This is a genomic window from Nocardia neocaledoniensis (assembly GCF_029868625.1).
GTDB classification, from domain to species: Bacteria; Actinomycetota; Actinomycetes; order Mycobacteriales; family Mycobacteriaceae; genus Nocardia; species Nocardia neocaledoniensis_A.
This window is the reverse complement of record NZ_JARWOJ010000240.1, coordinates 1-23,464: the sequence shown is the minus strand read 5'-3', so window position 1 is coordinate 23,464 and position 23,464 is coordinate 1. Positions and strand designations below refer to the sequence as shown.

Sequence of the window (23,464 nt, the reverse complement as noted above, 5' to 3'; positions counted from 1 at the left end):
TCGACGTGAACGGTCATCCCGTTCGAGAGCGCGTCAGCGACAGCGCCACAGCGCCGGAATCGGTGATGGGCGTAGGCCGTTCGCACGCGAAGGCCATTCTGCTCGGCGAACACACCGTGGTCCACGGCACGCCTGCCATCGCCGTCCCGTTGCCCGCGCTGCCGGTTCGGGCCATCGCCCGTCCCGGCGCGTCCGGGCCTCGGGCCGATGTCTCCGCCGAGGGGCACTTCCGCTTCCTCGCCGGGGATCCGGGTGTGGGCGGTCCGGTGTCCGGCCCCCGGGTCGCGGTCGAGGAGGCGCTGCGCCGATGGGGGATGAGCGGCGCGCTGGTCGACGTGGTCGTCGAGTGCGACATCCCGCTGGCCAGGGGCCTCGGCTCGAGCGCGGCCTGCGCCGGGGCCGCGGTCCGCGCGGTCGCCGACCTGCACGGGCGTGCCCTCGACACCGCCACCCTCTATGAATTCGTGCAGTGCGGCGAACAGGTCGCCCACGGCAGGGCCAGTGGGATCGATGCCAGTGCCGTGCTGGCGAACGGACCGATCCTGTTCCACCAGGGCACCGCCCAGCCCATCGAGATCACGGTGGACGCCGATCTGGTGATCGCCGATACCGGCGTGCCGGGATCGACCCAGCAGGCCGTCGCCGGGGTCCGCCGCACGCTCGACAGCGATCCCGGGTCCGCGCGTCGCGTCCTGCACCGCGCCACCGCACTGATCGGTTCTGCCACCACCGACCTCACCGAGGGGCGCGCCGCGGAACTCGGCGCCGCGATGCTCGATTTCCAGGCCTTGCTCGCCGAACTCGGCGTCAGCACCCCGCGGATCGACGCGCTGGTCACCGCCGCGCGGGACGCGGGCGCGTTCGGCGCCAAGCTCACCGGCGCGGGGCTCGGCGGCTGCGTGCTCGCGCTCACCGCCTCCGGCAGCGCACCGACCGTCAGTGCCGCGCTGCGCCGCGCGGGCGCCGTGCGGACCTGGACCGTCACCGCGCACAGCCTGCGTTCGCCCGCACCGTCTTCCACCGCCTCGACACCGGAACGCGAGACCCACCCATGACTTCCCCCGCCGCATTCCCCGTCGCGTCCGCGCGGGATGGAGCCGCCACCGCGGTCGCCTACCCGAACATCGCCCTGGTGAAGTACTGGGGAAAGCGCGATGAGACCTTGTTCCTCCCCGTCACGGGGAGTCTGTCGATGACCCTCGATGTCTTCCCGACGACCACCTCGGTGCGGCTCGCCGACGGTCCCGCCGACCTCGTCGAGTTCAACGACGCCCCGGCCACCGGCGCCGCGCTCACCCGAGTCGAGAAGTTCCTCGACCTGGTCCGCGCGGTGGCGGGGCGCACCGAACGCGCCGAGGTGGTCACCGCCAACGCCGGACCCACGGGTGCCGGACTGGCCTCCTCGGCCAGCGGATTCGCCGCGCTGGCGACCGCGGCGGCCGCCGCCTACGGCCTCGACCTCGACGGTCGCGCGCTCTCGCGTTTGGCCCGCCGCGGCTCCGGCTCGGCCGCGCGCTCGATCTTCGGTGGGTTCGTGGTGTGGCACGCGGGCGAGGGCGACGCCGAGGAGGGCGACCTGAGTTCCTTCGCCGAACCGATCGGCGGCGCGGAACTCGACCCCGCGCTGGTCCTCGGGATCGTGGCGGCCGGCGCCAAAGCGGTGTCGAGCCGCGAGGCCATGCGCCGCACCACCGCGACCTCGCCGCTCTACCGGGCCTGGGCCGAATCCTCGGCCCTCGACCTCGCCGAGATGCGCGAAGCGGTTGCCCGCCAAGACCTTCCCGCCATCGGCGAGATCGCCGAACGCAACGCCCTCGGCATGCACGCCACCATGCTCACCGCGCGCCCCGGCGTCCGCTACCTGTCGCCGCACTCGCTCGCGGTCCTCGACGAGGTGCTCGCCCTGCGTGCCGACGGCATCGCCGCCTACGCCACCATCGACGCGGGTCCGAACGTGAAAGTGCTGTGCGCCAGGGCCGACGCCCCCGTCGTCGCCGCCCGGATCGAGGCGCTGGGCGAGTTCGTCACCACCCGCACGGCGCACATCGGTCCGGGCGTGCGGTGCACGACAGGCGGCGACCGGTGAGCCGGCACGAAGCCCGAACAGTCCCGGCGCCCGCGCACGACCGGCCGTCGCCGGCACGCCGCGACGACCGGCGACCGGTGAGCGGGTCCGCGGGGGCAACCGGCCCGGTGGGCGCTCTCGATCGGCCGACGTCCGCGGGTCATGATGGGCGGCAGGTGGATCCGGCGTTCGCTGGGTCACGCCGGTCGGTCACCTGTCGCGCACCGGGCAAGCTCTTCATCGCGGGCGAGTACGCCGTCGTCGAGCCGGGCAATCTCGCGGTGCTCACCGCCGTGGACCGCTACGCGACCGCCACGGTGACCGACACCTCCGCCGATGCCGCCCCGACCGTGTGGCGCCACCGCACCGGCGGCTCCGCGCCGACGACGGACAGCGACGGCCGTCGCGACGCGGCGCGATCGACCGGCCGCGACGACGACAGCCACGCGGCGATCACATCCCGCGCCGATGGCGCCCGCCACGCGGTGGTGCCGACCGGCGGTGACAGCGTCGCCGCGTCGTCCGGTATCACGCTGCGCTCCGATCTCGACGGCGGAGTGTCGCTGGCATGCGATCGCGCGGGCGACCGGCTCGTCCCGGCGACACCCGACGGCGCGGTCCCCGCCGCGTTCGCGTACGTGTTCGCCGCTGTGTCGGTGGTCGAGCAACTCCGGGTCGCCCGTGAGATCCCCGCTCGCCCTTGTGACGTGGCGATCTCCACGGACCTCGGTGACGCCGACGGCCGCAAGTACGGTCTCGGCTCCAGCGCGGCGGTCACCGTGGCGACCGTCGCGGCGCTGGGCCGGTTCCACGGCCTCGAGCTGACCGCGATGCAACGCTACCGGCTGGCCGTACTCGCCACGATCACGGTCAATCCGCGGGCCTCCGGCGGTGACGTGGCGGCGAGCACCTGGGGCGGCTGGCTGGCCTACGGGTCGCCGGATCGCGGGGCGGTCGCCGAGATCGCCGCCCGGGACGGGATCGATGCCGCGCTGCGCGCACCGTGGCCGGGCCTGTCGGTCCACCCGCTGCCCACGCCGGCCGGACTCACCCTTCGCGTCGGCTGGACCGGGAACCCCGCGTCCACCCCGGCCCTCGTCGGTGCCGCCACCTGGGCGCGCGGCGATCGGACCGTGTTCCACGCGCGCAGCAACGACTGCGTGCGGCGCCTGTCGACCGCGATCGAGGCCGACGACGCCGCGGCCGTCCGCGCGGAAATCGACTGTGCGCGTGAGCTTCTGCTCGGCCTCGACGACACCGCCCGGCTCGGCATCATGACCCCTCGGCTGCGGGCCCTGTGCGCGGCGGGCGCCGCCGTGGGCGCGGCGGCCAAACCCTCCGGCGCCGGCGGTGGGGACTGTGGGATCGCCGTCATCGAGCGCACCCGCACCACCGCCCTCGCCGAGCTCACCGACCGCTGGGTCGCGGCCGGGATCCGGCCGCTCCCACTGCGGACCCACCCGCGCGAAGGGGAGGACTCATGATCGCCGACCGCAAGGACGACCACGTCCGCCACGCCGTGGACCAGCGCCGCGCCGACCCGGCCGCCAACGACTTCGACTGCGTCACCTTCGTGCACCACGCCCTGGCCGGGATCGACAGCGGCGACGTCTCGCTCGCCGTGGATGTCGCTGGAAAGCAGTGGGACACACCGCTCTACGTCAACGCGATGACCGGCGGCAGCGCCAAGACCGGCGAGATCAACCGGAAGCTCGCCGTGGCCGCCCGCGAAACCGGCATCCCCATCGCCACCGGATCGATGAGCGCGTTCTTCCGCGACCCCGCCGTGGCCGACACCTATCGCGTGCTGCGCCGGGAGAATCCGCACGGCTTCGTGATGGCCAACGTCAACGCCACCGCCTCGCTGGAGCAGGTGCTGCGCGCGATCGAACTGCTCGAGGCCGACGCGCTGCAGATCCATCTCAACGCGGTGCAGGAAGTGGTGATGCCCGAGGGGGACCGTTCCTTCGGCTCCTGGCCCCGCCAGATCGAGCACCTCGCCGCGCACGTCCCGATCCCGGTGATCGTCAAAGAGGTCGGGTTCGGCCTGAGCAGGCAGACCGTCGCGTGGCTGCGCGATGCCGGGGTGTCGGTGGCCGATGTCGGCGGCCGGGGCGGCACCAACTTCGCCCGCATCGAGAACTCGCGCCGCCCCGCGGGCGACTTCGCGTTCATCGAGAGCTGGGGCCAGTCCACCCCCACCTGCCTGCTCGACTGCGCCGGACTGGACGGCATCGACATCGCGGCCTCGGGCGGCATCCGCTCGCCGCTCGACGTCGCCAGGGCGCTGGCCCTCGGCGCGACCGCCACCGGTGTCGCCGGCGCCTTCCTGGACACCGTCGTGCGCGCCGACACCGACGCGCTGATCGCCCAGATCCGCACCTGGCTCGACCAGTTGCGCCAGATCCTGACCGTGCTCGGCGCCCGCACTCCCGCGGAGCTGGCCGGGTGCGACCTGCTGATCACCGGGGAGGTGGCGAGTTTCTGCGCACTGCGCGGCATCGACGCGGCCGCCCTTGCCCACCGGAGTCCCTGGTGGCGCGAATCGAGAGACCGAGGAGGAGTCATCGGTGAATGACATGTCGTACGCGGCGGTCCCGCTGCAGTGGGTGGGCCCGGTACGCATCACGGGCACGATCGTCGACGACGCCGTCGACGTCCCACTCGCCACCTACGAGACACCGCTGTGGCCCTCGGTCGGCCGCGGCGCCCGGATCTCGACGCTGTCCGAGCGCGGCATCGTCGCGACGCTGATCGACGAGCGGATGACCCGCTCGATCCTGCTCGAAGCCGATGACGCCTACACCGCGCTCACCGCGGTCCGGCAGCTGAAGGACCGCTTCGCCGAGCTGCAGGACGTGGTCGCGGGCAGCAGCCGCTTCGCCCGTCTGATCGACCTGCACCACCAGATCAACGGCAACCTGCTGTTCCTGCGCTTCGAGTTCAGCACCGGCGACGCCTCGGGCCACAACATGGCCACCCTGGCCAGCGACCACCTGATGGACCACATCCTGACCACCGTGTCCGGCGTGCGCTACGGCTCCATCTCGGGCAACTACTGCACCGACAAGAAGGCCACCGCCGTCAACGGCATCCTCGGACGCGGCAAGAACGTCGTCACCGAACTGCTGGTGCCGCGCGAGGTGGTCGAGCAGCGCCTGCACACCACCGCCCGTCAGGTGGTGGAACTCAATATCCGCAAGAACCTGATCGGCACCCTGCTCGCGGGCGGAATCCGTTCCGCCAACGCGCATTACGCCAACATGCTGCTCGCGTTCTACCTGGCCACCGGGCAGGACGCGGCCAATATCGTCGAGGGCTCCCAGGGCGTCACCCACGCCGAGGACCGCGACGGTGACCTGTACTTCTCGTGCACGCTGCCCAATCTCATCGTCGGCACCGTCGGCAACGGCAAGCACGCCAGCTTCGTGGACGAGAACCTCGAGCGCCTCGGCTGCCGCGCCGACCGCGAGCCCGGCGCCAACGCGCGCCGTCTCGCCGTCATCGCCGCGGCCACCGTGCTGTGCGGCGAGCTGTCGCTGATGGCCGCCCAGACCAACCGCGGTGAACTGATGCGCGCCCACACCCAGTTCGAGCGGTCAACCACGAGCAACGGAACACAACGATGAACACTCTCGCCGTAGGCATCCACGACCTGTCGTTCGCCACCACCCACTACGCCCTCGATCACGCCGTCCTCGCCGAGCGACTCGGGGTGGACCGCGACAAGTTCTACCTCGGCATCGGCCAGGAGAAGATGAGCGTCGCCGCGGCCGACGAGGACATCGTCACCATCGCCGCGGCGGCCGCGGCGCCGATCATCGAACGGCACGGCACCGAGAACATCCGTACCGTGCTGCTGGCCACCGAGACCGGCGTCGACCAGTCCAAAGCCGCCGCGCTGTATCTGCATTCGCTGATCGGGCTGCCCAACGCCGCGCGCGTGGTGGAGCTCAAGCAGGCCTGCTACGGCGGCACCGCGGGACTGCAGTTCGCCGCAGGCCTGATCGCGCGCGACCCGGCCCAGCGGGTCCTTGTCATCGCCGCCGACATCGCCAAGTACGAACTCGACACCCCCGGCGAGCCCACCCAGGGCGCCGCCGCGGTCGCGCTGCTGGTGACCGCGAATCCCGCCATCCTGGCACTGGATCCGCACTCCGGGCTCTACAGCGCCGACATCATGGACTTCTGGCGCCCCAACTACCGCTCCGAGGCCATCGTCGACGGCAAGACCTCGGTGAACGCCTACCAGAAGGCCGCCCAGGAGGCCTGGAGCGACTACCGGCGCCAGGGCGGGCGCGACCTCGCGGAGTTCGCCGCGTTCTGCTACCACCAGCCCTTCACCAAGATGGCCTACAAGGCGCATCGGCATCTGCTCGAAAGCCAGGGCCACACCGCGGATTCCGCCGCGATCGAGGCCGCGATCGGCGCGACCACGCACTACAACCGCACGGTCGGCAACAGCTACACCGCCTCGCTCTACCTCGGCTTGGCCGCCCTGCTCGACCATGCCGGCGACCTCACCGATCGGGCGCTGGCCATGATCAGCTACGGGTCCGGCAGCGTGGCCGAGTTCTTCAGTGGCACGGTCGTTCCCGGCTATCGCGAACACCTGCGGACCGAGGCCAACCGGGCCGCCATCGATTCGCGCGAACTGATCGGCTACGAGCACTATCGCGCGCTGCACGAGGCCGGCTCGCCCAGCGACGGCGCCTACCACGCCATGCCCGAGGAGACCCGCCGCCCGTTCCGGCTCGCCGCGGTGTCCGGCCACAAACGCATCTACGAAGCCCGCTGAGGACGCGCCATGAGCAGTAGCAACACATCCGGTGAGCCGACCCGGCGGCACGTGCGCGTGCTGATCGTCGGCAGCGGACTGTCGGGCCTCGGCACGGCGATCCGGCTGAGTCAGCGCGGCCTGACCGACTACGTCGTGGTCGAACGCGGCCCCGACGTGGGCGGGACCTGGCGTGACAACACCTATCCCGGGGCGGGGTGCGATGTGCCCTCGCACCTGTACTCGTATTCGTTCGCGCTGAACCCGGACTGGTCGCGCTCGTTCTCCCCGCAGGCCGAGATCGAACAGTATCTGCGCGGCCTGGCCGATCGCTACGGCGTGCGCGACAAGCACCTGTTCGACTGCGCCATGACCGCGGCCCGCTGGAACGAGGCCGCCGGGCACTGGGAGGTCGACACCTCGCGTGGCGCGTTCACCGCCGACTTCGTGGTCTCCGCCGCCGGCGTGCTCGCCGAGCCGAAATTGCCCGATATCAAAGGGCTGTCGAGTTTCGAGGGCCAGATCTTCCATTCGGCGCGCTGGGATCACGAGGCGAGCCTGGCGGGCAAGAAGGTGGCCGTCATCGGCACCGGGTCCTCCTCGGTGCAGATCGTCCCCTCGATCGCCCCTGAGGTCGCCCGCCTCGACCTGTACCAGCGCACGGCCACCTGGGTGATGCCGCAGCTGAACCGGCCGTACCTGGCGGTGGAGCGCTTCGCGTTCCGGCGGGTGCCCGGGCTGCAGCGGCTGATCCGGGGGCTGATCTACCTGATGCGCGAGATCTTCGTCGTCACGCAGGTGAAGGCGCCGTGGACCGGAAAGCCGCTGGAACTGGTCGGGCGGGCCAAGATGTGGCTCGAGATCCGCGATCCGGCCAAGCGCGCGAAGGTGGTGCCCGGCCATCCGATCGGCTGCAAGCGGATGCTGGTGTCCAACAAGTTCTACCGCGCGATCGATCGGGACAACGTCGACCTGGTCACCGACGGCATCGCCGAGGTGCGGGCCGGTTCGATCGTCGCCGAGGACGGCACCGAACGCGAGGTCGACGCCATCGTCCTGGCCACCGGTTTCCACGTGGCCGATTCCCCGACCTACAACCTCTACACCGGTCGCGACGGCCGGACCATGGCCGAGGCCGCCGACGAGGAGGGCTACCAGCTCTACAAGGGCGTCACGGTCGCCGGGTTCCCCAACATGTTCCTGATGCTCGGCGCCAACTCCGGCCTGAACTACACCTCGCTGATCTACATCATCGAGTCGCAGATCGCCTACCTCCTCGACGCGATCACCACCATGGCCGCCCGCGACCTGCGCACCTTCGAGGTGAAGCTCGACGTGCAGCGCGCGTACAACCGCGAGCTGGAGCCGAAGATGGCCCGCACCGTGTGGGTCACCGGCGGCTGCGACAGCTGGTTCATCGACAAGCACGGCCACAACTCGGCCCTGTGGCCCGACTTCAGCTTCCGCTACCGCCGCCAGGTCCGCACCTTCGACCTCGACGCCTACGAGACGACCGGTTCCTGACCGAACCGGCCTTCAGGCGCGGGCGTGCAGCGCTGACGGGCGGGAGGAGCCGCGCAGGGGATTGGCGGTCGGGAAGGTGATCGACGGCAACGTCACCCACATGCGGACGCGGGTGCCGTTCTCGTCGTGGCCGAACTCCAGATCCTCGGTGAGCACCCGCATCATCTCCAGCCCGCGGCCGCGGAAGCCGGGATCGGTGGGCGTGGGAATCCAGCGGCCGGAGTCGGCGACCTCGATGACCACCCGGTCGCCCTCGCACGTCGCGGTGAGGGTGACCCGGCCCGGCTCGGCGTCCCGGTAGGCGTGCTCGACGCTGTTGCTGCAGGCCTCGTTCGCGGCCGCGACCAGGTCGGCGGCCAGGTCGTGCGGGACGGCGGCGGTCGCGAACCAGCGGTACAGGTCCCGGCGCAGGCCGGTCAGTTCCGCCGCGGCGGCGGGGATGTCGAGGTGCAACGGCTCGGGCGGCTGGCGGTAGACCACCATGGCGACGTCGTCGTCGTAACCGGCCGGCGGGCACAGGCGCGAGAGCACCGCGTCGGCGACATCGCGGGGGAGCGCGCCGCCGGTCTCGCTGAGCACGCCCGCGATCTTCACGAAACCCTCGTCGATGTCGTAGCCGCGCTGTTCGACGAGGCCGTCGGTGAACAGCACCAGGGTGGCCCCCGGCGGCAGCGCCGTGGTGGCCTCCGGCCTGCGCGGCGTCTCGAACGTGGCCAGCGGCACCGCGCGGCCGCCCTCGAGGATGCGCCCCGGTCCGCCGGGTGGTGCCAGGATCGGCGGCATGTGGCCCGCGTTGGAGTAGCGCACCATGCCGCGTTCGGGATCGAGCACGGCCGCGCACACGGTGGTGCACATGGCCCCCGGAATCCGCGCGGCCACGGCGTCGAGCTCGCTGAGCAGCTGGGCCGGACCGGCCCCGCGCAGCAGCAGAGCCCGTGCCGCCGTGCGCAATTGGCCCATCACCACGGCCGCCGACAGGCCACGGCCGACGCAGTCGCCCACCACGACGCCGATGGTGCCGTCGCGCAGCGGCACGACGTCGTACCAGTCGCCACCGATCTCGAGCGGCGGCAGCGCCGGTTCGTAGTGCACCGAGAACCGGGGCGGCAGTTCGATCGGGCCGAGCATCGCGCGCTGCAGCGTCAGCGAGGTGGCGCGGGCCTGGTCGAAGTTGCGGGCACGCTGCAACGCGACACTGAGATGGCCGACCAGCAGCGAATACAGCGCCCAGTCGGCCGCGCTGATCACGCGCGGCGCCCCGAAGCGCACCCACAGTGCGGCGTCACCGGTCTCACCCAGCGGCGCCACCACCGCGTCGACCCCGCTGTCCTCGCCGGTGATGGCCGACAGGCCGCGGGCGGGCTGCCTGCGCGCCCGGTCGAGCAGCGCCCGCGTCTCGTCGTCGAGGGTGACCCGGCCGGACGGGTCGGCCACCGGGGTAGCGGTGAATGCCGTTGTGCCCTCGGAGTTCTCGACGATCTCGGGTTCGCCCGTAGGCGGCTCGCCGCACGAGTACACATCCGGCTGCCCGGTGCGGCTCGGCCACACCGCCACCAGCGCGGTGCGCGCACCCATGGTGCGGCGCAGCTCGTCGAGCCCGACGGCGAGCACCTCCACCATGCTCGTCGCCGCGCCCACCGCGGTGGCCAGCCGCGAGGCCGCCTGATCCCTGGCCTGCGCGTCGTGCTCGGCGGTCACGTCGCGCACGGTGCCGACGAAGATCTGCTCGTTGTTCTCCTGCTTCACCAGCGAACTCGCGCTCACCGCCAGCCAGCGCTCGCGCCCGTCGCGGTGCCGGATGGGCATCACGAAACGTGAAGCGTCCGTACCGATCTGGGGATATCCGGCGCGCTCGGAGAGGGTCCACGGATGCGGCAGGGGGTAGGGCACCTGGTCGGCGTCGTAGCCGGTGAGCACCCCGAACGCGGAGTTCACCTCGACGATGGTGCCGTGCGAGTCGGCGACGAAGAAGCCGTCCTGCAGCGATTCGACCAGCGCGGTGCGGAACGCGTCGCGCCCGGCCAGATCCTCCGCGCGCGAGCGCTGCTGCTCGTAGCGGCGGGTCCCGTCGAGGTAGCCGCGGGTGGCGATGTCGAGCGCCGCCATCGTCTGCAGCAGGAATTCCAGCGCCACCTCCGCGCCGCGCGGGTCGGCGGGCGGACCGGCGAAATCGGCGACGGTCCGGTAGTGGTGCTCGGTGAGATCGAGCAGGCTGATGTCCTCCACGAGGGCTCGCCTGCCGAGGTCGTACCCCTCGGTGAGGCCCGCCTGGCCGGGCGCGGCGACGTGACGGCGTAACGCCGCCGCATAGTCGTCGAGGAATGCGGCCAGGACAGCGCTCATCGGCAACCTCTCATGGGCAGGCTCCGCGGTAGCGGGCCGCGAGCACCAGGGCGTCATCGGTGTCCTTGGCATCGCGCGCGAGCAGGTCGCTCGCGATCGCGGCGGCGGGGCGTGCCAGATCGATGGATTCGGGGCCGACCGCGACGATGCCGTCGGTGGCCATCAGCAGCAGATCGCCGGGCCGGATCGGCAGCGTCTGCGGTTGCAGGTGCGAGGGGAGCCGGTAGCCGACGATGCCCCCGGTGAGCAGCATCGTCGCGCGCAGTTCCGGACCGGCCGGTCCGCGGGTGAGCAGGCGCGATTCGACATTGCCGACGCCGAGCCACTGCAGCGTCTCGCCGGGGCCGATCAGCGCCAAGGAGACTGCGGCGCCGCGGGTTTCGACCATCGCGCGATGGCAGAGCACCATCAGCACGTCCAGCGGTTCGCCGCGGTTGTCCGACAGGATGACCATCGCGCGGTCGGCGGCGTCGGCCGCGGCCGCACCGTGCCCGAGGCCGTCGAGCACGCCGAACAGCGCCCCGCCGTCGCCGGTGTCGAGGACGACCGCACGGTCTCCGGAGACGTCCTGCCCGGGCAGTGCCCGACCGGCCGTCGACCATTCCGTGCGGCCGATGATCCCGTCTTCATGCACCGTCGGGTACCCACTTCCACATCTCGATCAACGTCCCACGGCCCGGCGCGGAATCGATGGTGAGCCCATCCATCAGCCGGCGCGCTCCGGGCAGACCGAGACCGAGTCCACGGCCGGTGGAGTAGCCGTCCTCCAGGGCGCGCGGGATGTCCCGGATACCGGGTCCCTGATCCTCGGCCTGGACGACGAGCGCCCGCCTGCCCTCCCTGAGGTCGACGAGCAGCCGGATCTCCCCGCTGCCCGCGTAACTGGTGATGTTGCGGGCGATTTCGGAGATGGCGGTGGAGATCATGGTGCGGTCGGTGAGGGTGAAGCCGAGTTGTGCCCCCAGTTCGTGCCCAGCCTGACGTGCGGTCACGATGTCCTCGGACACCTTGACCGCGATCGCAACCTGCTCAGCGGCCACTGTCACGACCGTCTCTTCGGCTGCGCGGGTGCCGGTTGAGCCAGGCCAAGCCCTCCTCCAGATCCAGCGCGGTGTGCATGTCCTCGAAGGTCAGCCCGAGCTGCACCATGGCGAAGGCGACCTCGGGCTGCAAGCCGACGATGACGGTCTCGGCCCCGCGTAGCTGGGTCATGTGCGCGATCGTGCGCAGCGAGCGCGCGGCGAAGGAGTCCATGACGTCGATGGCGGTGACATCGACGATGATGCCGGTCGCGCGATAGCGACTGACCTGCTTCATCAGGTCGTCCTGCAATCGCTCGGTGTCGGCGTCGGTCAGCGCCGACTGCACCGAGGCGATCAGGAACGTGCCTTGTTTGAGAATAGGTACCGGCATGGTGGGCCTGATCAGCGCCCGTCTCGCTCGACCAGGCGCTCGGTGACCCGAGAGACCTCGTACCCGAGCAGGCGCTCGGCCTCTTCGATGCCGCCCTGCAGGTCACCGACGGCGTTCATCTTCGACAGGTCGAGGCCGATGGTCACCAGGGTGAGCGCGATCTCCGAGGACAGGCCGGTGATGATGACATTGGCGCCCATCAGACCGGAGGCGTCGACGGTCTGCACCAGGTGGTTGGCCACGACCGAGTCGATCGCGGGCACACCGGTGATGTCGATGACGACGACTTTGGCGCGGTTGGCGCGGATGGCGCGCAGCAGCTGCTCGGTGAGCTGGCGGGCGCGCTGGGAGTCGAGCACACCGATGATCGGCAGGATGAGCAGCTGCTCGCGCACCTGCAGCACCGGGGTGGACAGCTCGCGGATGGCCTCCTGCTGGCGGCTGATCACGCGCTCGCGTTCCTGCACGAAGGAAACGCCCACGGTGTTGGCGATGCGGTTGGCGGCCGGCTCGTAGGCGTCGAGGACCTGGTTGAGCATCTCGAAGTTCGACTGGTACTTCGAGAACAGCGAGCGGGCCAGCACGTCGCGCAGCAGCAGCACGATGCCGAGGACCTCGTCGGTCTCGACGCCTCGCGGAATGATGCGCTCGGACAGATCGCGGGCGTAGGCCTGGAGGGCCTCGACGCTACCGGTCTCGAGCACCTCGACGTAGTTGTCGAAGATCGAGGTCGCTTCGGAGAAGATCTCCTCCGGGGTCATCGCGGTGAGCAGCTGGGCCTCGGTGATGCGGCGGGCCCATTCCTCGCGCAGCGCGGTGCGGTTCTGCCTGAGGTGCTCGACCAGCTGAGGCAGGAGGTTGTCGACAGGGCGCGCTGGCACCGAATCCGTCGAAAGACTCGTGGACACCTCGGACATGGAAACTCCTGCCCCTTTCGACGGACATCGGTTCTGACGCGCGGCGCGCATCGACTCGAGCCTACTCATACCCCACCCCGGATGCCGCGCAAACGTGCGGGTTACCCAGCGCACTCCCGCTACCGGGGGGCGAACCCGCGCTCGAGTGCCCGCAGCGCGCGATCCAGGTACTCGGTCAGGTCGGTGTCGCCGCGGGCCAGCCAGGCGTCGAAGGCGGCCCGCGCCGCGGCCAGGGTGGTGCGCCCGACGGCGAGCGGGATGAGGTCGTCAGCGCTGGTCCCGAGCCTGCGGGCGGCGAACTCGCCGACCGCCCGTTCCCAGGCGTCGTAGTGCGCGCCCGCGCCCGCCGAGAGCGCGGGAACGCCGGAGACCAGGCGCATCCTGGTGCGCAGCTCGGGGATGTCCTCGGCGCGATAACGATTGGCCGTCACCACGATCCGGCGCACCGCGGCCATCATCGGCTCGTCGTCGGGCACCGCGGCGAAGGCCGCCCGCAGGTCGGCGACCTCGTTGTCGAACTGGTGCCACAGCACCTCGGTCTTGCTCGGGAAGTACCGGAAGAAGGTCCGTTCGCTGACCCCGGCGGCGGCCGCGATCCGTTCGACGGTGACCTCGTCGAAGCCGTGCTCGGCGAACAACTTCATGGCGATGACTTCGAGTTCGCGGCGCGTGGTGCGCGGCGGGCGACCGCGGTGCGCGCGCGGTGTCGGGGCGGACATGGATACAGAGTAGGGCGCGCCGAGCTCTTGATTATGTCAGTGACTGACGTTAATCTCGGACCATGTTCGTGGCTCATCTCACATGGCCCGAGGCGGGCGCATGTGCCGCCACGGGAGTGATCCTGCTCATCCCGCTCGGCGCCACCGAGCAGCACGGCCCGCATCTGCCGCTGTCGACCGACACCGACATCGCCGCGGCGGTGTGTGCGCGCGCGGCCGCTGAGCGCGCGGGCGTGCTGGTCGCACCGCCGGTGCCCTACGGCGCCAGCGGCGAGCACGCCGGGTTCGCTGGCACGCTGTCGATCGGGCAGGCGGCGCTGGAACTGCTCGTCGTGGAACTGTGCCGCTCGGCCACCGACACGTTCTCACGGATCGTGCTGGTCAACGGGCACGGCGGCAATGTCGAGGCGCTGCGGCGCGCGGTGGCGCTGCTGCGCGCCGAATCGCGCGATGTCCGGTTGTTCACCCCTGGCTACGGCGGCGATCCGCACGCTGGCCGCACCGAGACCGCGATCCAGCTCGCGCTCACCCCCGACCGGGTGCGCGCCGACCTGGCCGAACCAGGCGACCGTCGCCCGCTGACCGAACTGCTGCCGCTGCTGCGCGCCGGCGGCGTGCGCGCGGTCAGCCCCAATGGAATTCTCGGCGACCCCACCGGGGCGAATGCCGACGAAGGCGCCGCGCTGCTGCGCGCGGCGACCACCGCGTTACTGACAGACCTGGGCCACTGGTGGCCGCAGGATCGTGAGGAAGGAACACATCGATGAACCCCTGGTTCGAGACCGTCGCCGAGGCGCAGCGCCGTGCCCGCAAGCGCCTGCCGAAGTCGGTGTACGGCGCGCTCATCGCGGGCTCGGAACGCGGCCAGACCATCGAGGACAACCAGGCCGCGTTCACCGAGCTCGGCTTCGCCCCGCACTGCGCGGGCCCGATCGGCGAGCGTGACCAGTCGACCACCGTGCTCGGCCAGCAGGTCTCGATGCCGGTGCTGATCTCGCCCACCGGCGTGCAGGCCGTGCACCCCGACGGCGAGGTCGCCGTCGCCAGGGCCGCGGCCGCGCGCGGGATCGCCATGGGCCTGAGTTCCTTCGCGAGCAAGTCGATCGAAGAGGTGATCGCGGCCAATCCGTCGACACTGTTCCAGCTGTACTGGTGCGGCGACCGGGACCAGATCCTGGAGCGGATGGCGCGGGCGAAGGCGGCGGGCGCGGTCGGGCTCATCCTCACCCTGGACTGGTCGTTCTCGCACGGCCGGGACTGGGGCAGCCCGGTCATCCCCGAATCGCTGAACCTGCGCACCATGATGAAGTTCGCGCCGCAGACCCTCGCCCGGCCGCGCTGGCTGGCCACCTACCTGCGCTCGGGTTCCATCCCCGACCTCACCGCCCCGAACATGGCGGTCGGCGGCGGCGCGGCGCCCGGCTTCTTCGGTGCCTACGGCGAGTGGATGCAGACCCCGGCCCCCGATTGGGACGACGTCGCCTGGATCTGCTCCCAGTGGGACGGTCCGGTGCTGCTCAAGGGCGTGATGCGGGTCGACGACGCGCTGCGCGCGGTCGACGCGGGCGTGGCGGGTATCTCGGTGTCCAATCACGGCGGCAACAACCTCGACGGCACCCCCGCCGCGATCCGGGCCCTGCCGGTGCTCGCCGACGCGGTCGGCGGCCAGATCGAGGTGGTCCTCGACGGGGGCATCCGGCGCGGTAGCGATGTCGTCAAGGCCGTGGCGCTGGGCGCCCGCGCGGTGCTCATCGGCCGCGCCTACCTGTGGGGTCTGGCCGCCAACGGCCAAGCGGGCGTGGAGAACGTACTCGACATCCTGCGTGGCGGCATCGATTCCGCGCTGCTCGGCCTGCGTAAGACCTCGATCGCCGATCTCGATCGGGGCGACGTCATCGTGCCCGACGGGTTCGAGCGCGCGCTCGGCGTCCCGGCGGGCTACGAACGTCCGCTCACCACGGCGGATCTCGCGCGCTAGCCGATGTCGACGAACACCCGCGGCCCGGGCCTCCCGGAGCCGCGGGTGTTTTCGTGTCCGCGGGCCGGGGCATACCGATACCATCGGTGACCGATCGCGTTCGATCGAAAATCGCAGTGTCCGAGGGGGAATCGTGAGTGGGGGAACCAGCGGCGGGCACCGTCGCGTCCGGATGATGAAGTCGCGCAGCGTCACCTGCACGCTGCCCGCCGTGGTGGCGGTCGCGCTGGTGTCGACCGGGTGCGGCAGCGGGGTCGAGTCCACCTCGCACCGCGCGACCACGACCACCAAACCCGCGGTGACCTCGACCAGGACCACCGGTACGGCCGGGCCGACGACCACCAGCGGCGCCGCGCAGCCGACCGCGGTGGGGGTGTGCGTCGACACCAGCACCAACACCCGGGTGGCCGACGAGAAGTGCGACACCTCCGACAACCGCTACAAGACGTTCTGGTATCGGCACACCGACACCTTCCTGTACCCGGCCGTCGGCGCCGCCGTCCTGCTGGCCGCGGGCACTTTCGTCCGTCCGTCGGGCAGCGGTGTGTACGACCGCGGTGTTCCCGTCGCGGGTGGCAAGGTGCTGCGCGGTGGTCTCGGTCAACGTCCGGACAGCAGCGGCGGCGGGGGCGGCGGCACCGGCGGAGGTGGCAGCGCGGGGAGCTAGCCGCCCGCCATGTCGGCGGCGGGCTCCTGCGCCGCCTCGGCCGCGTCCTGACCCCGCCCGGTGGGCCCGAATCCTCCTGCCGCACTGCGGTGGTGGTTGATCAGCACGTCGTAGATCTCGGCGAGCGCGGCGAGCTGGCCGCGATCGAGCACGTCGATCATGTGCCTGCGCACGCTGCGCACGTGCGCGGGCGCCGCCGTGGTGAGCAACTGCCCGCCCGCCGGCGTCAGCCTGGCCACGGTGCGGCGCTGGTCGTGCGGCATCGTCTCCCTGGTCACCAGTCCGCGCTTCTGCATGCGGGTGATCTGGTGCGAGAGCCTGCTCTGCGACCATTCGAGCGCGCCGGCGAGATCGGCGAAGGTCAGTCGTTGACCCGGCGCGTCGGCGAGGTACACGAGGACCGAGTACTCCACCCAGCTGAGGTCGGCGGCCCGGACCGCGTCGCGCCCGATCGCCGCGGCGATCAGGTCGCGGGTCCGGACATAGCCCAGCCAGGCACGCATTTCGACATCATCGAGCCACTGTGGATCGGTCACGATCGAGCTCCAGTCTGAAGGTGCAGGCTTCGGATTGGAACGGTGCACACCCCGCCACCGTCCGGAGAATGGGTAGCACCGTTTGTGTTGAACGTGCAACCTCGATGTTGGTTCAGGTGTGGTCGTTCGCGTCACATAGGGTTGCCTAACCAGCGGGTGGGCGGCGGTGCTCGATAGGCTCCGAGTGCTTTGTGACCAGCCACCCGAGGAGTGCGATTCGTGACCGCGCCGGAGTTCCGCTATTCCGATCTGCTGCCGATCGGCGCCGACGACACGCCGTACCGCTTGCTCACCACCGAGGGGGTCAGCACCTTCGAGCACAACGGTCGCACCTTCCTGCAGGTCGAGCCCGAGGCGCTGCGGCTGCTCACCGAGACGGCGATCCACGACATCAGCCACTACCTGCGCCCCGCGCACCTGCGTCAGCTGCGCAAGATCATCGACGACCCGGAGTCCTCGGGTAACGACCGCTTCGTGGCGCTGGACCTGCTCAAGAACCTCAACATCTCCGCGGGCGGCGTGCTGCCCATGTGTCAGGACACCGGCACCGCGATCGTGATGGGCAAGAAGAGCGAGGGCGTGCTGACCGGCGTCGACGACGCGGAATGGATCAGCCGCGGGGTGTTCGACGCGTACTCCACGCTGAACCTGCGCTACTCCCAGCTCGCCCCGATCACCATGTGGGACGAGAAGAACACCGGCTCCAACCTGCCCGCCCAGATCGAGCTGTACTCGACCGAGGGTGACGCCGACAATCCGGTCTACAAGTTCCTGTTCATGGCCAAGGGCGGCGGTTCGGCCAACAAGTCGTTCCTCTACCAGGAGACCAAGGCCGTCCTGAACCCCGAGCGCATGCTCGAGTTCCTCGACGAGAAGATCCGGTCGCTGGGCACCGCGGCCTGCCCGCCGTACCACCTCGCCGTGGTCATCGGCGGCACCAGCGCCGAATTCGCCCTGAAGACAGCCAAGTACGCCTCGGCGCACTACCTGGACAACCTGCCCACCGAGGGTTCGATCACCGGCCACGCCTTCCGTGATCTGGAGCTCGAGGAAGAGGTCTTCCAGCTCACCCGCGAGTTCGGCATCGGCGCGCAGTTCGGCGGCAAGTACTTCTGCCACGACGTGCGCGTGGTCCGGCTGCCCCGCCACGGCGCCTCCTGCCCGGTCGCCATCGCGGTGTCCTGCTCGGCCGACCGCCAGGCGCTGGCCAAGATCACCAAGGACGGCATCTTCCTGGAGCAGCTGGAAACCGAACCGGCCCAGTACCTCCCGGAGCAGACCGAGGAGATCCTCGGTGGCGACGTGGTGAAGATCGACCTGAACCGGCCGATGGACGAGATCCGCGCCGAGCTGTCGAAATACCCGGTGAAGACCCGCCTTTCGCTGACCGGCCCGCTGGTCGTGGCCCGCGACATCGCGCACGCCAAGATCAAGGAACGTCTCGACGCGGGCGAGCCGATGCCGCAGTACCTGCGCGACATGGCCGTCTACTACGCCGGTCCGGCCAAGACCCCCGAGGGCTACGCCTCCGGCTCGTTCGGTCCCACCACGGCGGGCCGGATGGACTCCTACGTCGACCAGTTCCAGGCCGCGGGCGGCTCGATGGTCATGCTGGCCAAGGGCAATCGCTCCGCGCAGGTCACCAAGGCGTGCAACGAGCACGGCGGCTTCTACCTGGGCTCCATCGGCGGCCCCGCCGCCCGCCTCGCGCTCGACTGCATCAAGAACGTCGAGGTCCTGGAGTACCCCGAGCTCGGTATGGAAGCGGTCTGGAAGATCGACGTCGAGGACTTCCCGGCGTTCATCGTCGTCGACGACAAGGGCAACGACTTCTTCGCCGAGACCTCCAAGCCCATCGCCCTGCGGGTGCGCACCCGCTCGAAGGAACGCGTGTAACCACCGCGACAGCGACGAAGACCCCGGCATCCACCGGGGTCTTCGTTCGTCAACTGGGCGCTTGATCGATTCCCGGGGTAGGGTGACGCGCGATAGACGCTGGACGGCTCGACGGGGGTGGCGATGACGGCCGGCGGAGTGCCAGCGGGGCGCGCGGTACGTGGCGCGAAACTCGGGCAGCTGGCCGCGGAACAGACCGTGCGCGGCCTCGGCACGCGGCTGTCGATGCTCGGGCGCACCGAGGAAGCCCGGCAGGTGCTGGCGGAACGGTCGGCGATGCAGACCGCCCAGCAGATCGTGGCGGTGCTGGGCAGCATGAAGGGCTCGGCGATGAAGCTGGGGCAGATGCTGTCGGTGCTCGACCTCGATTTCGTGCCCGAATCGCATCGCGAACAGTTCGCACGCCAGCTCGCCGCCCTGCGCGATCGCGCTCCGGCCGTGGAGTTCTCGATGATGCGGCGCGTGATCGAGAACGATCTGGGTCCGCTGTCGAGCGTGTTCGCCGAGTTCGACGAGACCGCGATCGCGGCCGCCTCGATCGGCCAGGTGCACCGCGCGCGGCTGCGCGACGGGCGGGTCGTGGCAGTGAAGGTCAAATATCCCGGCGTGGAACGCGCCATCAACGCCGATATCGGCAACCTCGAATTCCTCAGCAAGATGGCCAGATCCGTGTTGCCGTCGATGGCCGACACCGGCGTGCTGGAGGAGATCGCCGACAATCTGCGCAGCGAACTCGACTACCTGCGGGAAGCCCGGACCCAGCACCGGGTCGCGCGACGCTACCGCGGGCATCCCTTCATCACCGTGCCCGATGCCGTCGAGGAGTACTGCTCGCGCAACGTGCTGGTGACCGAATACGTCGTCGGCCAGACCTTCTCGCATCTGCAGGCACTGGGTGCCGCCGAGCGTGACCATTACGGCGAGCTCATCTACCGCTTCTACCTCGGCGCCCTGTTCACCGACAACGAGTTCTGCGGCGATCCACATCCGGGCAACGTCCTGCTCGCCGACGACGGCAAGCTCGCCTTCGTCGACTTCGGGCTCTACAACCGGATGGCGCCCGAGCACGTCGAGTTCGAGCGATCCTGTCTGCGCGCGGCGGGCGAGAACCGCCCCGACGACCTCTACGCGGCGTGGGTCGGGCGCGGCATCATCGACCCGGACGCCGGCGTCACGGTAGAGGAGTGCCTGGCCTATGTGTGGGCCGCCTGCGGGTGGCACCTGCTCGACGAGGAAGTGATGATCACCCCGGAACTGGCCACCAGCGCGGTGCTGCTCGCCGTCGACCCCCGCGCGGTGGAATTCCAGGGCATGCACCGCCAGCTGCTTCCACCCGAACACGTCTTCTCCCGTCGCGCCGACCTGTTCACCTTCGCGACCCTCGGCCAGCTCCGGGCCAGTGCCAATTGGCATCACCTGGCCCGAGAATGGCTCTACGACGAGCCGCCGCGCACCGATCTCGGCCGGGCGATCGCGCGGTGGCGGAACGGCTGAGGTGCGCTCCCCGCGCCCTGGCAGCGCGCTGACCAGCGTCTACGCATCGACGTAGTAGCTTGGTCGGCGGAGTTCGTCGTCGGCGCGCGGAAGGGAGGTGCGGTGGGTCAGTCGACCGGCCGTTCCGTCGCGCCCGCGGCAGCCCTGCGCGCGCTGCTGTTCGTGGTCGCCGTCCTGTGCGCGCTCGGGATCGATTGCACCACCGGGCATCACGACGAGCACCACGATGCCGGGCTCGTCGGCACGGTCGTCGCGTCGGCCGATCACGTCGTTCCCGACCATCCGCTGCCCGATCACTGTCTCGCCGAGACGCCGGTGTCCGACAGCGGCCTCGTCCTGCCCGCGCTCGGTCTGTTCGGCGGGCTGGTGCTCGTCCTGTTCGCGAGTCTCGGTCATCCGGCACTCGCGCCGCGTGGGCCGCCGCGCTCCTCGCCGCCCTGTCGCCGGGGTCGCGACATCCTCTGCCAGATCTGCGTCTGTCGGCGCTGACCGGTCAGCGTCAGGCCGCCCGCCGTGGGTGGGCCGGTGTCCGCTGCCCGTTCTCGTCCGCTCCGCCGTGCCCGGCGGAGCCCACAGGAAGCGACAGACATGCAGGAATACGCGCTCGACAGGACTCTTCCCGCGCTCGCCGCCCGGCCGCACGCCCTGGTCGGCAACACCCCGGTGATGTGGGTGGGTGCGCCGCTGGCCACCGGCGACCGGGGTTTCTGGGCCAAACTGGAAGGATTCAATCCGGGCGGGATGAAAGACCGGCCCGCCCTGCACATGGTGCGTCGCGCGCAGGAGCGAGGCGACCTCCGTCCCGGCGCTCCGATCGTCGAATCCAGCAGTGGCACCTTCGGACTGGGCCTCGCGCTGGCCGGGCTCGAACACGGACACCCGGTGACCGTGGTCACCGATCCGGGGCTGGAGCCGATCGTGGCCCGCATGCTGGCGGCGTTCGGGGCGCGGGTCGACCTGGTGGACCGCCCGCACCCGGTCGGTGGCTGGCAGCAGGCGCGCCGTGATCGGGTCGCCGCGCTGCTCGCCGCCGAACCCACCGCGTGGTGCCCGGATCAGTACAGCAATCCCGACGCGTCGGACGGCTACGCCGGGCTGGCCGACGAACTGCTCGAACAGCTGGGCCGCGTCGACGTGCTGGTGTGCGCGGTCGGCACCGGCGGGCATTCCGCGGGCGTCGCCCGCGCCCTGCGGCGCCACCATCCCGCACTGCGCCTGATCGGGGTCGACACCGTGGCCTCGACGATCTTCGGCCAACCCGCGGGTGCGCGCCTCATGCGGGGGCTCGGCTCGAACATCCTGCCTGCCAACGTCGACTACGACGCGTTCGACGAGGTCCACTGGGTCGCCCCGGCGGAGGCGGTCTGGGCCTGCCGTGCGCTGGCGGCCACGCACTACGCCACCGGTGGCTGGAGCGTCGGCGCGGTCGCGCTCGTCGCGGGTTGGGTCGCGCGCACCACGGATCCGGGAACGACGGTCGCGGCGGTGTTCCCGGACGGACCGCACCGCTACTTCGACACCGTCTACAACGACACCTATTGCCGCGCACACGATCTCCTCACCGGTCCGCCGCCCGGCGAACCCGCGACCATCGCGCACCCGGCCGAGCGTGTGGTCGAGTCGTGGACCCGCTGCGCGACGGTGGTCGATCCGGCGGCGCCGTCCGTCGCACCAGGGCCGGTGATCGTGTGAAAACACTGCGGGTCTTCGCCGGCTTCGACACCCCGGCCCGGCTGCTCATGATCAACCAGTTCGGCATCAATCTCGGCTTCTACATGCTGATGCCCTATCTGGCGGGCTACCTGTCGGGGCCGCTCGGGCTGGCGGCGTGGGCCGTCGGCCTCGTGCTCGGCGTGCGCAACTTCTCCCAGCAGGGGATGTTCCTGCTCGGCGGCACCCTGGCCGATCGGCTCGGCTACAAGCCGCTCATCGTCGCCGGATGCCTGCTGCGCACCGCGGGATTCGCGGCGCTGATCTTCGCGACCTCGTTACCGATGCTGGTGATCGCTTCGGCGGCAACGGGATTCGCCGGTGCGCTGTTCAATCCCGCTGTGCGCGCCTACCTGGCGGCGGAGGCGGGTGAGCAGCGGCGGGTCGAGGCCTTCGCGGTGTTCAACGTGTTCTACCAGGCGGGCATCCTGGCCGGGCCGCTGGTCGGCATCGCCCTGCTGGGCGTGGACTTCCGCTGGGTCGCGGCGGCGGCCGCCGTGGTGTTCGCGGTGCTGTCGGTCGCGCAGCTGTGCGCGTTGCCGCAACGGCGAGGCGCCACCGCGCCGGGGTCGGTGCTGGGCGACTGGCGCGCCATCGCGGGAAACCGGCGGTTCGTGGCGTTCGCGGTGGCGATGGGCGGGTCGTATGTGCTCTCGTTCCAGGTGTACCTGGCGCTGCCGCTGCAGGCGGAGGTCATCTCCGCGGCGGGCGCGCAGACACTGACCGCGCTGGTGTTCGTGGTGTCCGGCGTCGTCGCCGTCGCCGGACAGGTGCGGATCACCGCCCGGTTCCGGGCGCGCTGGGGAACCGGGCGCGGCCTGGTGAACGGGGTCGGTGTGCTCGCGGCGGCGTTCGTTCCGCTGGTGCTGGTGCCGGGCCCCGGCGCCTTCGGCGCGACAGCCCTGCTGCTCGCGGCCGCCGTGCTGGCGGTCGGGACCGCCGCGGTGTTCCCCTTCGAGATGGACACCGTCGTCTCGATGGCCGACGGCAAGCTCGTCGCGACGCACTACGGGTTCTACAACACGATCGTCGGCGTGGCGATCCTGGCGGGGAACCTGGCGACGGGAGCTGTCTTCGGTGCGGCCAGAGCGGCCGGCGCCGACCGGTTCGTCTGGGCCGGGCTGGTGCTGATCGGGGCGCTCACCGCGTTCGCCGTGCACCGCGCGATCCGGCCCGGGCCGGGACGGCATCGGCTGCGCGCCGACCTGGCGCCCTACACGGCGGCGCCGGGGCTGTGGCCCGTCCGCACCGGCCGTGATCCGTGGGCCGAGCCGGCCGTGCGTGTGGACCGGTCCATGCGGTGAGCTGGGCGGTGTCCGAGCCGGGGCACCGTGGGGGGGGGCGCCGCCCCCCCCCGCGGAAGTTTTAAAGACAAGATAAAATTTAAGGACGAGTGGGCCGCGCCGGACCGGGCGCCCGACACGA

The 23,464-nt window shown here is 70.9% G+C and carries 22 protein-coding genes; 15 read left to right on the top strand and 7 right to left on the bottom strand.

Annotation, left to right across the window (positions count from 1 at the left end):
* The first annotated feature begins 5 nt into the window (after window positions 1–5).
* From mvk to QH270_RS18740, 7 genes are all read left to right on the top strand, one after another.
* Window positions 6–1,055 carry a mevalonate kinase gene (gene mvk, locus QH270_RS18770; protein WP_280344074.1) on the top strand — a complete coding sequence of 350 codons (1,050 nt, stop codon included), beginning with the start codon at window positions 6–8 and terminating at the stop codon, window positions 1,053–1,055.
* Window positions 1,052–2,086 (top strand): diphosphomevalonate decarboxylase, encoded by a 1,035-nt coding sequence (mvaD, locus tag QH270_RS18765; RefSeq protein WP_280344071.1) that lies wholly within the window; start codon window positions 1,052–1,054, stop codon window positions 2,084–2,086. The genes mvk and mvaD overlap by 4 nt, the downstream gene beginning before the upstream one ends.
* Before the next feature lie 155 nt (window positions 2,087–2,241).
* Entirely contained in the window at window positions 2,242–3,549 is a 1,308-nt protein-coding gene (locus QH270_RS18760) for a phosphomevalonate kinase (protein ID WP_280344067.1), read from the top strand.
* Window positions 3,546–4,643 (top strand): type 2 isopentenyl-diphosphate Delta-isomerase, encoded by a 1,098-nt coding sequence (gene fni, locus QH270_RS18755; RefSeq protein ID WP_280344064.1) that lies wholly within the window; start codon window positions 3,546–3,548, stop codon window positions 4,641–4,643. Before QH270_RS18760 ends, fni begins: the two co-directional genes overlap by 4 nt.
* Before the next feature lies 1 nt (window position 4,644).
* Complete coding sequence (locus QH270_RS18750) at window positions 4,645–5,694, top strand: hydroxymethylglutaryl-CoA reductase (RefSeq protein ID WP_280344167.1); 1,050 nt, start codon at window positions 4,645–4,647, stop codon at window positions 5,692–5,694.
* Entirely contained in the window at window positions 5,691–6,863 is a 1,173-nt protein-coding gene (locus tag QH270_RS18745; protein WP_280344062.1) for a hydroxymethylglutaryl-CoA synthase, read from the top strand. The genes QH270_RS18750 and QH270_RS18745 overlap by 4 nt, the downstream gene beginning before the upstream one ends.
* 9 nt (window positions 6,864–6,872) lie before the next feature.
* The gene (locus QH270_RS18740) at window positions 6,873–8,366 is read left to right on the top strand and encodes a flavin-containing monooxygenase (protein ID WP_280344059.1); all 1,494 of its coding nucleotides are present in this window, start codon (window positions 6,873–6,875) and stop codon (window positions 8,364–8,366) included.
* 12 nt (window positions 8,367–8,378) lie between these two features.
* Here QH270_RS18740 and QH270_RS18735 read toward each other — a convergent pair whose 3' ends face one another.
* The 6 genes from QH270_RS18735 to mftR form a co-directional block, all read right to left on the bottom strand.
* Complete coding sequence (locus QH270_RS18735) at window positions 8,379–10,709, bottom strand: SpoIIE family protein phosphatase (protein ID WP_280344056.1); 2,331 nt, start codon at window positions 10,707–10,709, stop codon at window positions 8,379–8,381.
* A 10-nt stretch (window positions 10,710–10,719) separates the two neighbouring features.
* Window positions 10,720–11,343 carry a SpoIIE family protein phosphatase gene (locus QH270_RS18730; protein WP_110041238.1) on the bottom strand — a complete coding sequence of 208 codons (624 nt, stop codon included), beginning with the start codon at window positions 11,341–11,343 and terminating at the stop codon, window positions 10,720–10,722.
* Window positions 11,336–11,749, bottom strand: a complete 414-nt coding sequence (locus tag QH270_RS18725; protein ID WP_280344165.1) for an ATP-binding protein — start codon at window positions 11,747–11,749, stop codon at window positions 11,336–11,338. The genes QH270_RS18730 and QH270_RS18725 overlap by 8 nt, the downstream gene beginning before the upstream one ends.
* A complete protein-coding gene (locus tag QH270_RS18720) occupies window positions 11,739–12,122 on the bottom strand; it encodes an STAS domain-containing protein (RefSeq protein ID WP_110041240.1) in 384 nt (127 codons plus the stop codon). Before QH270_RS18720 ends, QH270_RS18725 begins: the two co-directional genes overlap by 11 nt.
* An 11-nt stretch (window positions 12,123–12,133) precedes the next feature.
* Window positions 12,134–13,039, bottom strand: coding sequence for an STAS domain-containing protein (locus QH270_RS18715; protein WP_110041241.1), 906 nt, complete (start codon window positions 13,037–13,039; stop codon window positions 12,134–12,136).
* 119 nt (window positions 13,040–13,158) lie between these two features.
* Entirely contained in the window at window positions 13,159–13,758 is a 600-nt protein-coding gene (mftR, locus tag QH270_RS18710; RefSeq protein ID WP_280344054.1) for a mycofactocin system transcriptional regulator, read from the bottom strand.
* 62 nt (window positions 13,759–13,820) lie between these two features.
* Here mftR and mftE point away from each other — a divergent pair, with 62 nt between their 5' ends.
* From mftE to QH270_RS18695, 3 genes are all read left to right on the top strand, one after another.
* Window positions 13,821–14,525: a mycofactocin biosynthesis peptidyl-dipeptidase MftE gene (gene mftE / locus QH270_RS18705; protein ID WP_280344051.1), complete on the top strand. Its 705-nt coding sequence runs from the start codon at window positions 13,821–13,823 to the stop codon at window positions 14,523–14,525.
* The gene (gene mftD, locus QH270_RS18700) at window positions 14,522–15,736 is read left to right on the top strand and encodes a pre-mycofactocin synthase MftD (RefSeq protein ID WP_280344048.1); all 1,215 of its coding nucleotides are present in this window, start codon (window positions 14,522–14,524) and stop codon (window positions 15,734–15,736) included. Before mftE ends, mftD begins: the two co-directional genes overlap by 4 nt.
* A gap of 133 nt (window positions 15,737–15,869) precedes the next feature.
* Window positions 15,870–16,403: a hypothetical protein gene (locus QH270_RS18695; RefSeq protein WP_280344045.1), complete on the top strand. Its 534-nt coding sequence runs from the start codon at window positions 15,870–15,872 to the stop codon at window positions 16,401–16,403.
* Here the strand turns inward: QH270_RS18695 and QH270_RS18690 are convergent.
* Complete coding sequence (locus QH270_RS18690; RefSeq protein WP_280344043.1) at window positions 16,400–16,939, bottom strand: MarR family winged helix-turn-helix transcriptional regulator; 540 nt, start codon at window positions 16,937–16,939, stop codon at window positions 16,400–16,402. The genes QH270_RS18695 and QH270_RS18690 overlap by 4 nt on opposite strands.
* 219 nt (window positions 16,940–17,158) lie before the next feature.
* On the opposite strand from QH270_RS18690, the gene QH270_RS18685 reads away from it, so the two are divergent.
* From QH270_RS18685 to QH270_RS18665, 5 genes are all read left to right on the top strand, one after another.
* Window positions 17,159–18,835, top strand: a complete 1,677-nt coding sequence (locus tag QH270_RS18685) for a fumarate hydratase (RefSeq protein ID WP_167456474.1) — start codon at window positions 17,159–17,161, stop codon at window positions 18,833–18,835.
* Window positions 18,836–18,958: 123 nt separating this feature from the next.
* Window positions 18,959–20,329, top strand: a complete 1,371-nt coding sequence (locus QH270_RS18680) for an ABC1 kinase family protein (RefSeq protein ID WP_280344040.1) — start codon at window positions 18,959–18,961, stop codon at window positions 20,327–20,329.
* Between the two features lie 102 nt (window positions 20,330–20,431).
* Window positions 20,432–20,818, top strand: a complete 387-nt coding sequence (locus QH270_RS18675; RefSeq protein WP_280344037.1) for a hypothetical protein — start codon at window positions 20,432–20,434, stop codon at window positions 20,816–20,818.
* 99 nt (window positions 20,819–20,917) lie between these two features.
* The gene (locus QH270_RS18670; protein ID WP_280344035.1) at window positions 20,918–22,021 is read left to right on the top strand and encodes a PLP-dependent cysteine synthase family protein; all 1,104 of its coding nucleotides are present in this window, start codon (window positions 20,918–20,920) and stop codon (window positions 22,019–22,021) included.
* A 47-nt stretch (window positions 22,022–22,068) separates the two neighbouring features.
* Entirely contained in the window at window positions 22,069–23,343 is a 1,275-nt protein-coding gene (locus QH270_RS18665) for an MFS transporter (RefSeq protein WP_280344162.1), read from the top strand.
* Window positions 23,344–23,464 lie beyond the last annotated feature (121 nt).

Bases quoted from the DNA above. Each gene is read 5' to 3' on its own strand.
- mvaD (WP_280344071.1), top strand. From the start codon at position 1,052: ATGACTTCCCCCGCCGCATTCCCCGTCGCGTCCGCGCGGGATGGAGCC.
- fni (WP_280344064.1), top strand. From the start codon at position 3,546: ATGATCGCCGACCGCAAGGACGACCACGTCCGCCACGCCGTGGACCAG.
- QH270_RS18750 (WP_280344167.1), top strand. From the start codon at position 4,645: ATGTCGTACGCGGCGGTCCCGCTGCAGTGGGTGGGCCCGGTACGCATC.
- QH270_RS18745 (WP_280344062.1), top strand. From the start codon at position 5,691: ATGAACACTCTCGCCGTAGGCATCCACGACCTGTCGTTCGCCACCACC.
- QH270_RS18740 (WP_280344059.1), top strand. From the start codon at position 6,873: ATGAGCAGTAGCAACACATCCGGTGAGCCGACCCGGCGGCACGTGCGC.
- QH270_RS18735 (WP_280344056.1), bottom strand. From the start codon at position 10,709: ATGAGCGCTGTCCTGGCCGCATTCCTCGACGACTATGCGGCGGCGTTA.
- QH270_RS18720 (WP_110041240.1), bottom strand. From the start codon at position 12,122: ATGCCGGTACCTATTCTCAAACAAGGCACGTTCCTGATCGCCTCGGTG.
- QH270_RS18715 (WP_110041241.1), bottom strand. From the start codon at position 13,039: ATGTCCGAGGTGTCCACGAGTCTTTCGACGGATTCGGTGCCAGCGCGC.
- mftR (WP_280344054.1), bottom strand. From the start codon at position 13,758: ATGTCCGCCCCGACACCGCGCGCGCACCGCGGTCGCCCGCCGCGCACC.
- mftE (WP_280344051.1), top strand. From the start codon at position 13,821: ATGTTCGTGGCTCATCTCACATGGCCCGAGGCGGGCGCATGTGCCGCC.
- mftD (WP_280344048.1), top strand. From the start codon at position 14,522: ATGAACCCCTGGTTCGAGACCGTCGCCGAGGCGCAGCGCCGTGCCCGC.
- QH270_RS18680 (WP_280344040.1), top strand. From the start codon at position 18,959: ATGACGGCCGGCGGAGTGCCAGCGGGGCGCGCGGTACGTGGCGCGAAA.
- QH270_RS18670 (WP_280344035.1), top strand. From the start codon at position 20,918: ATGCAGGAATACGCGCTCGACAGGACTCTTCCCGCGCTCGCCGCCCGG.
- QH270_RS18665 (WP_280344162.1), top strand. From the start codon at position 22,069: ATGATCAACCAGTTCGGCATCAATCTCGGCTTCTACATGCTGATGCCC.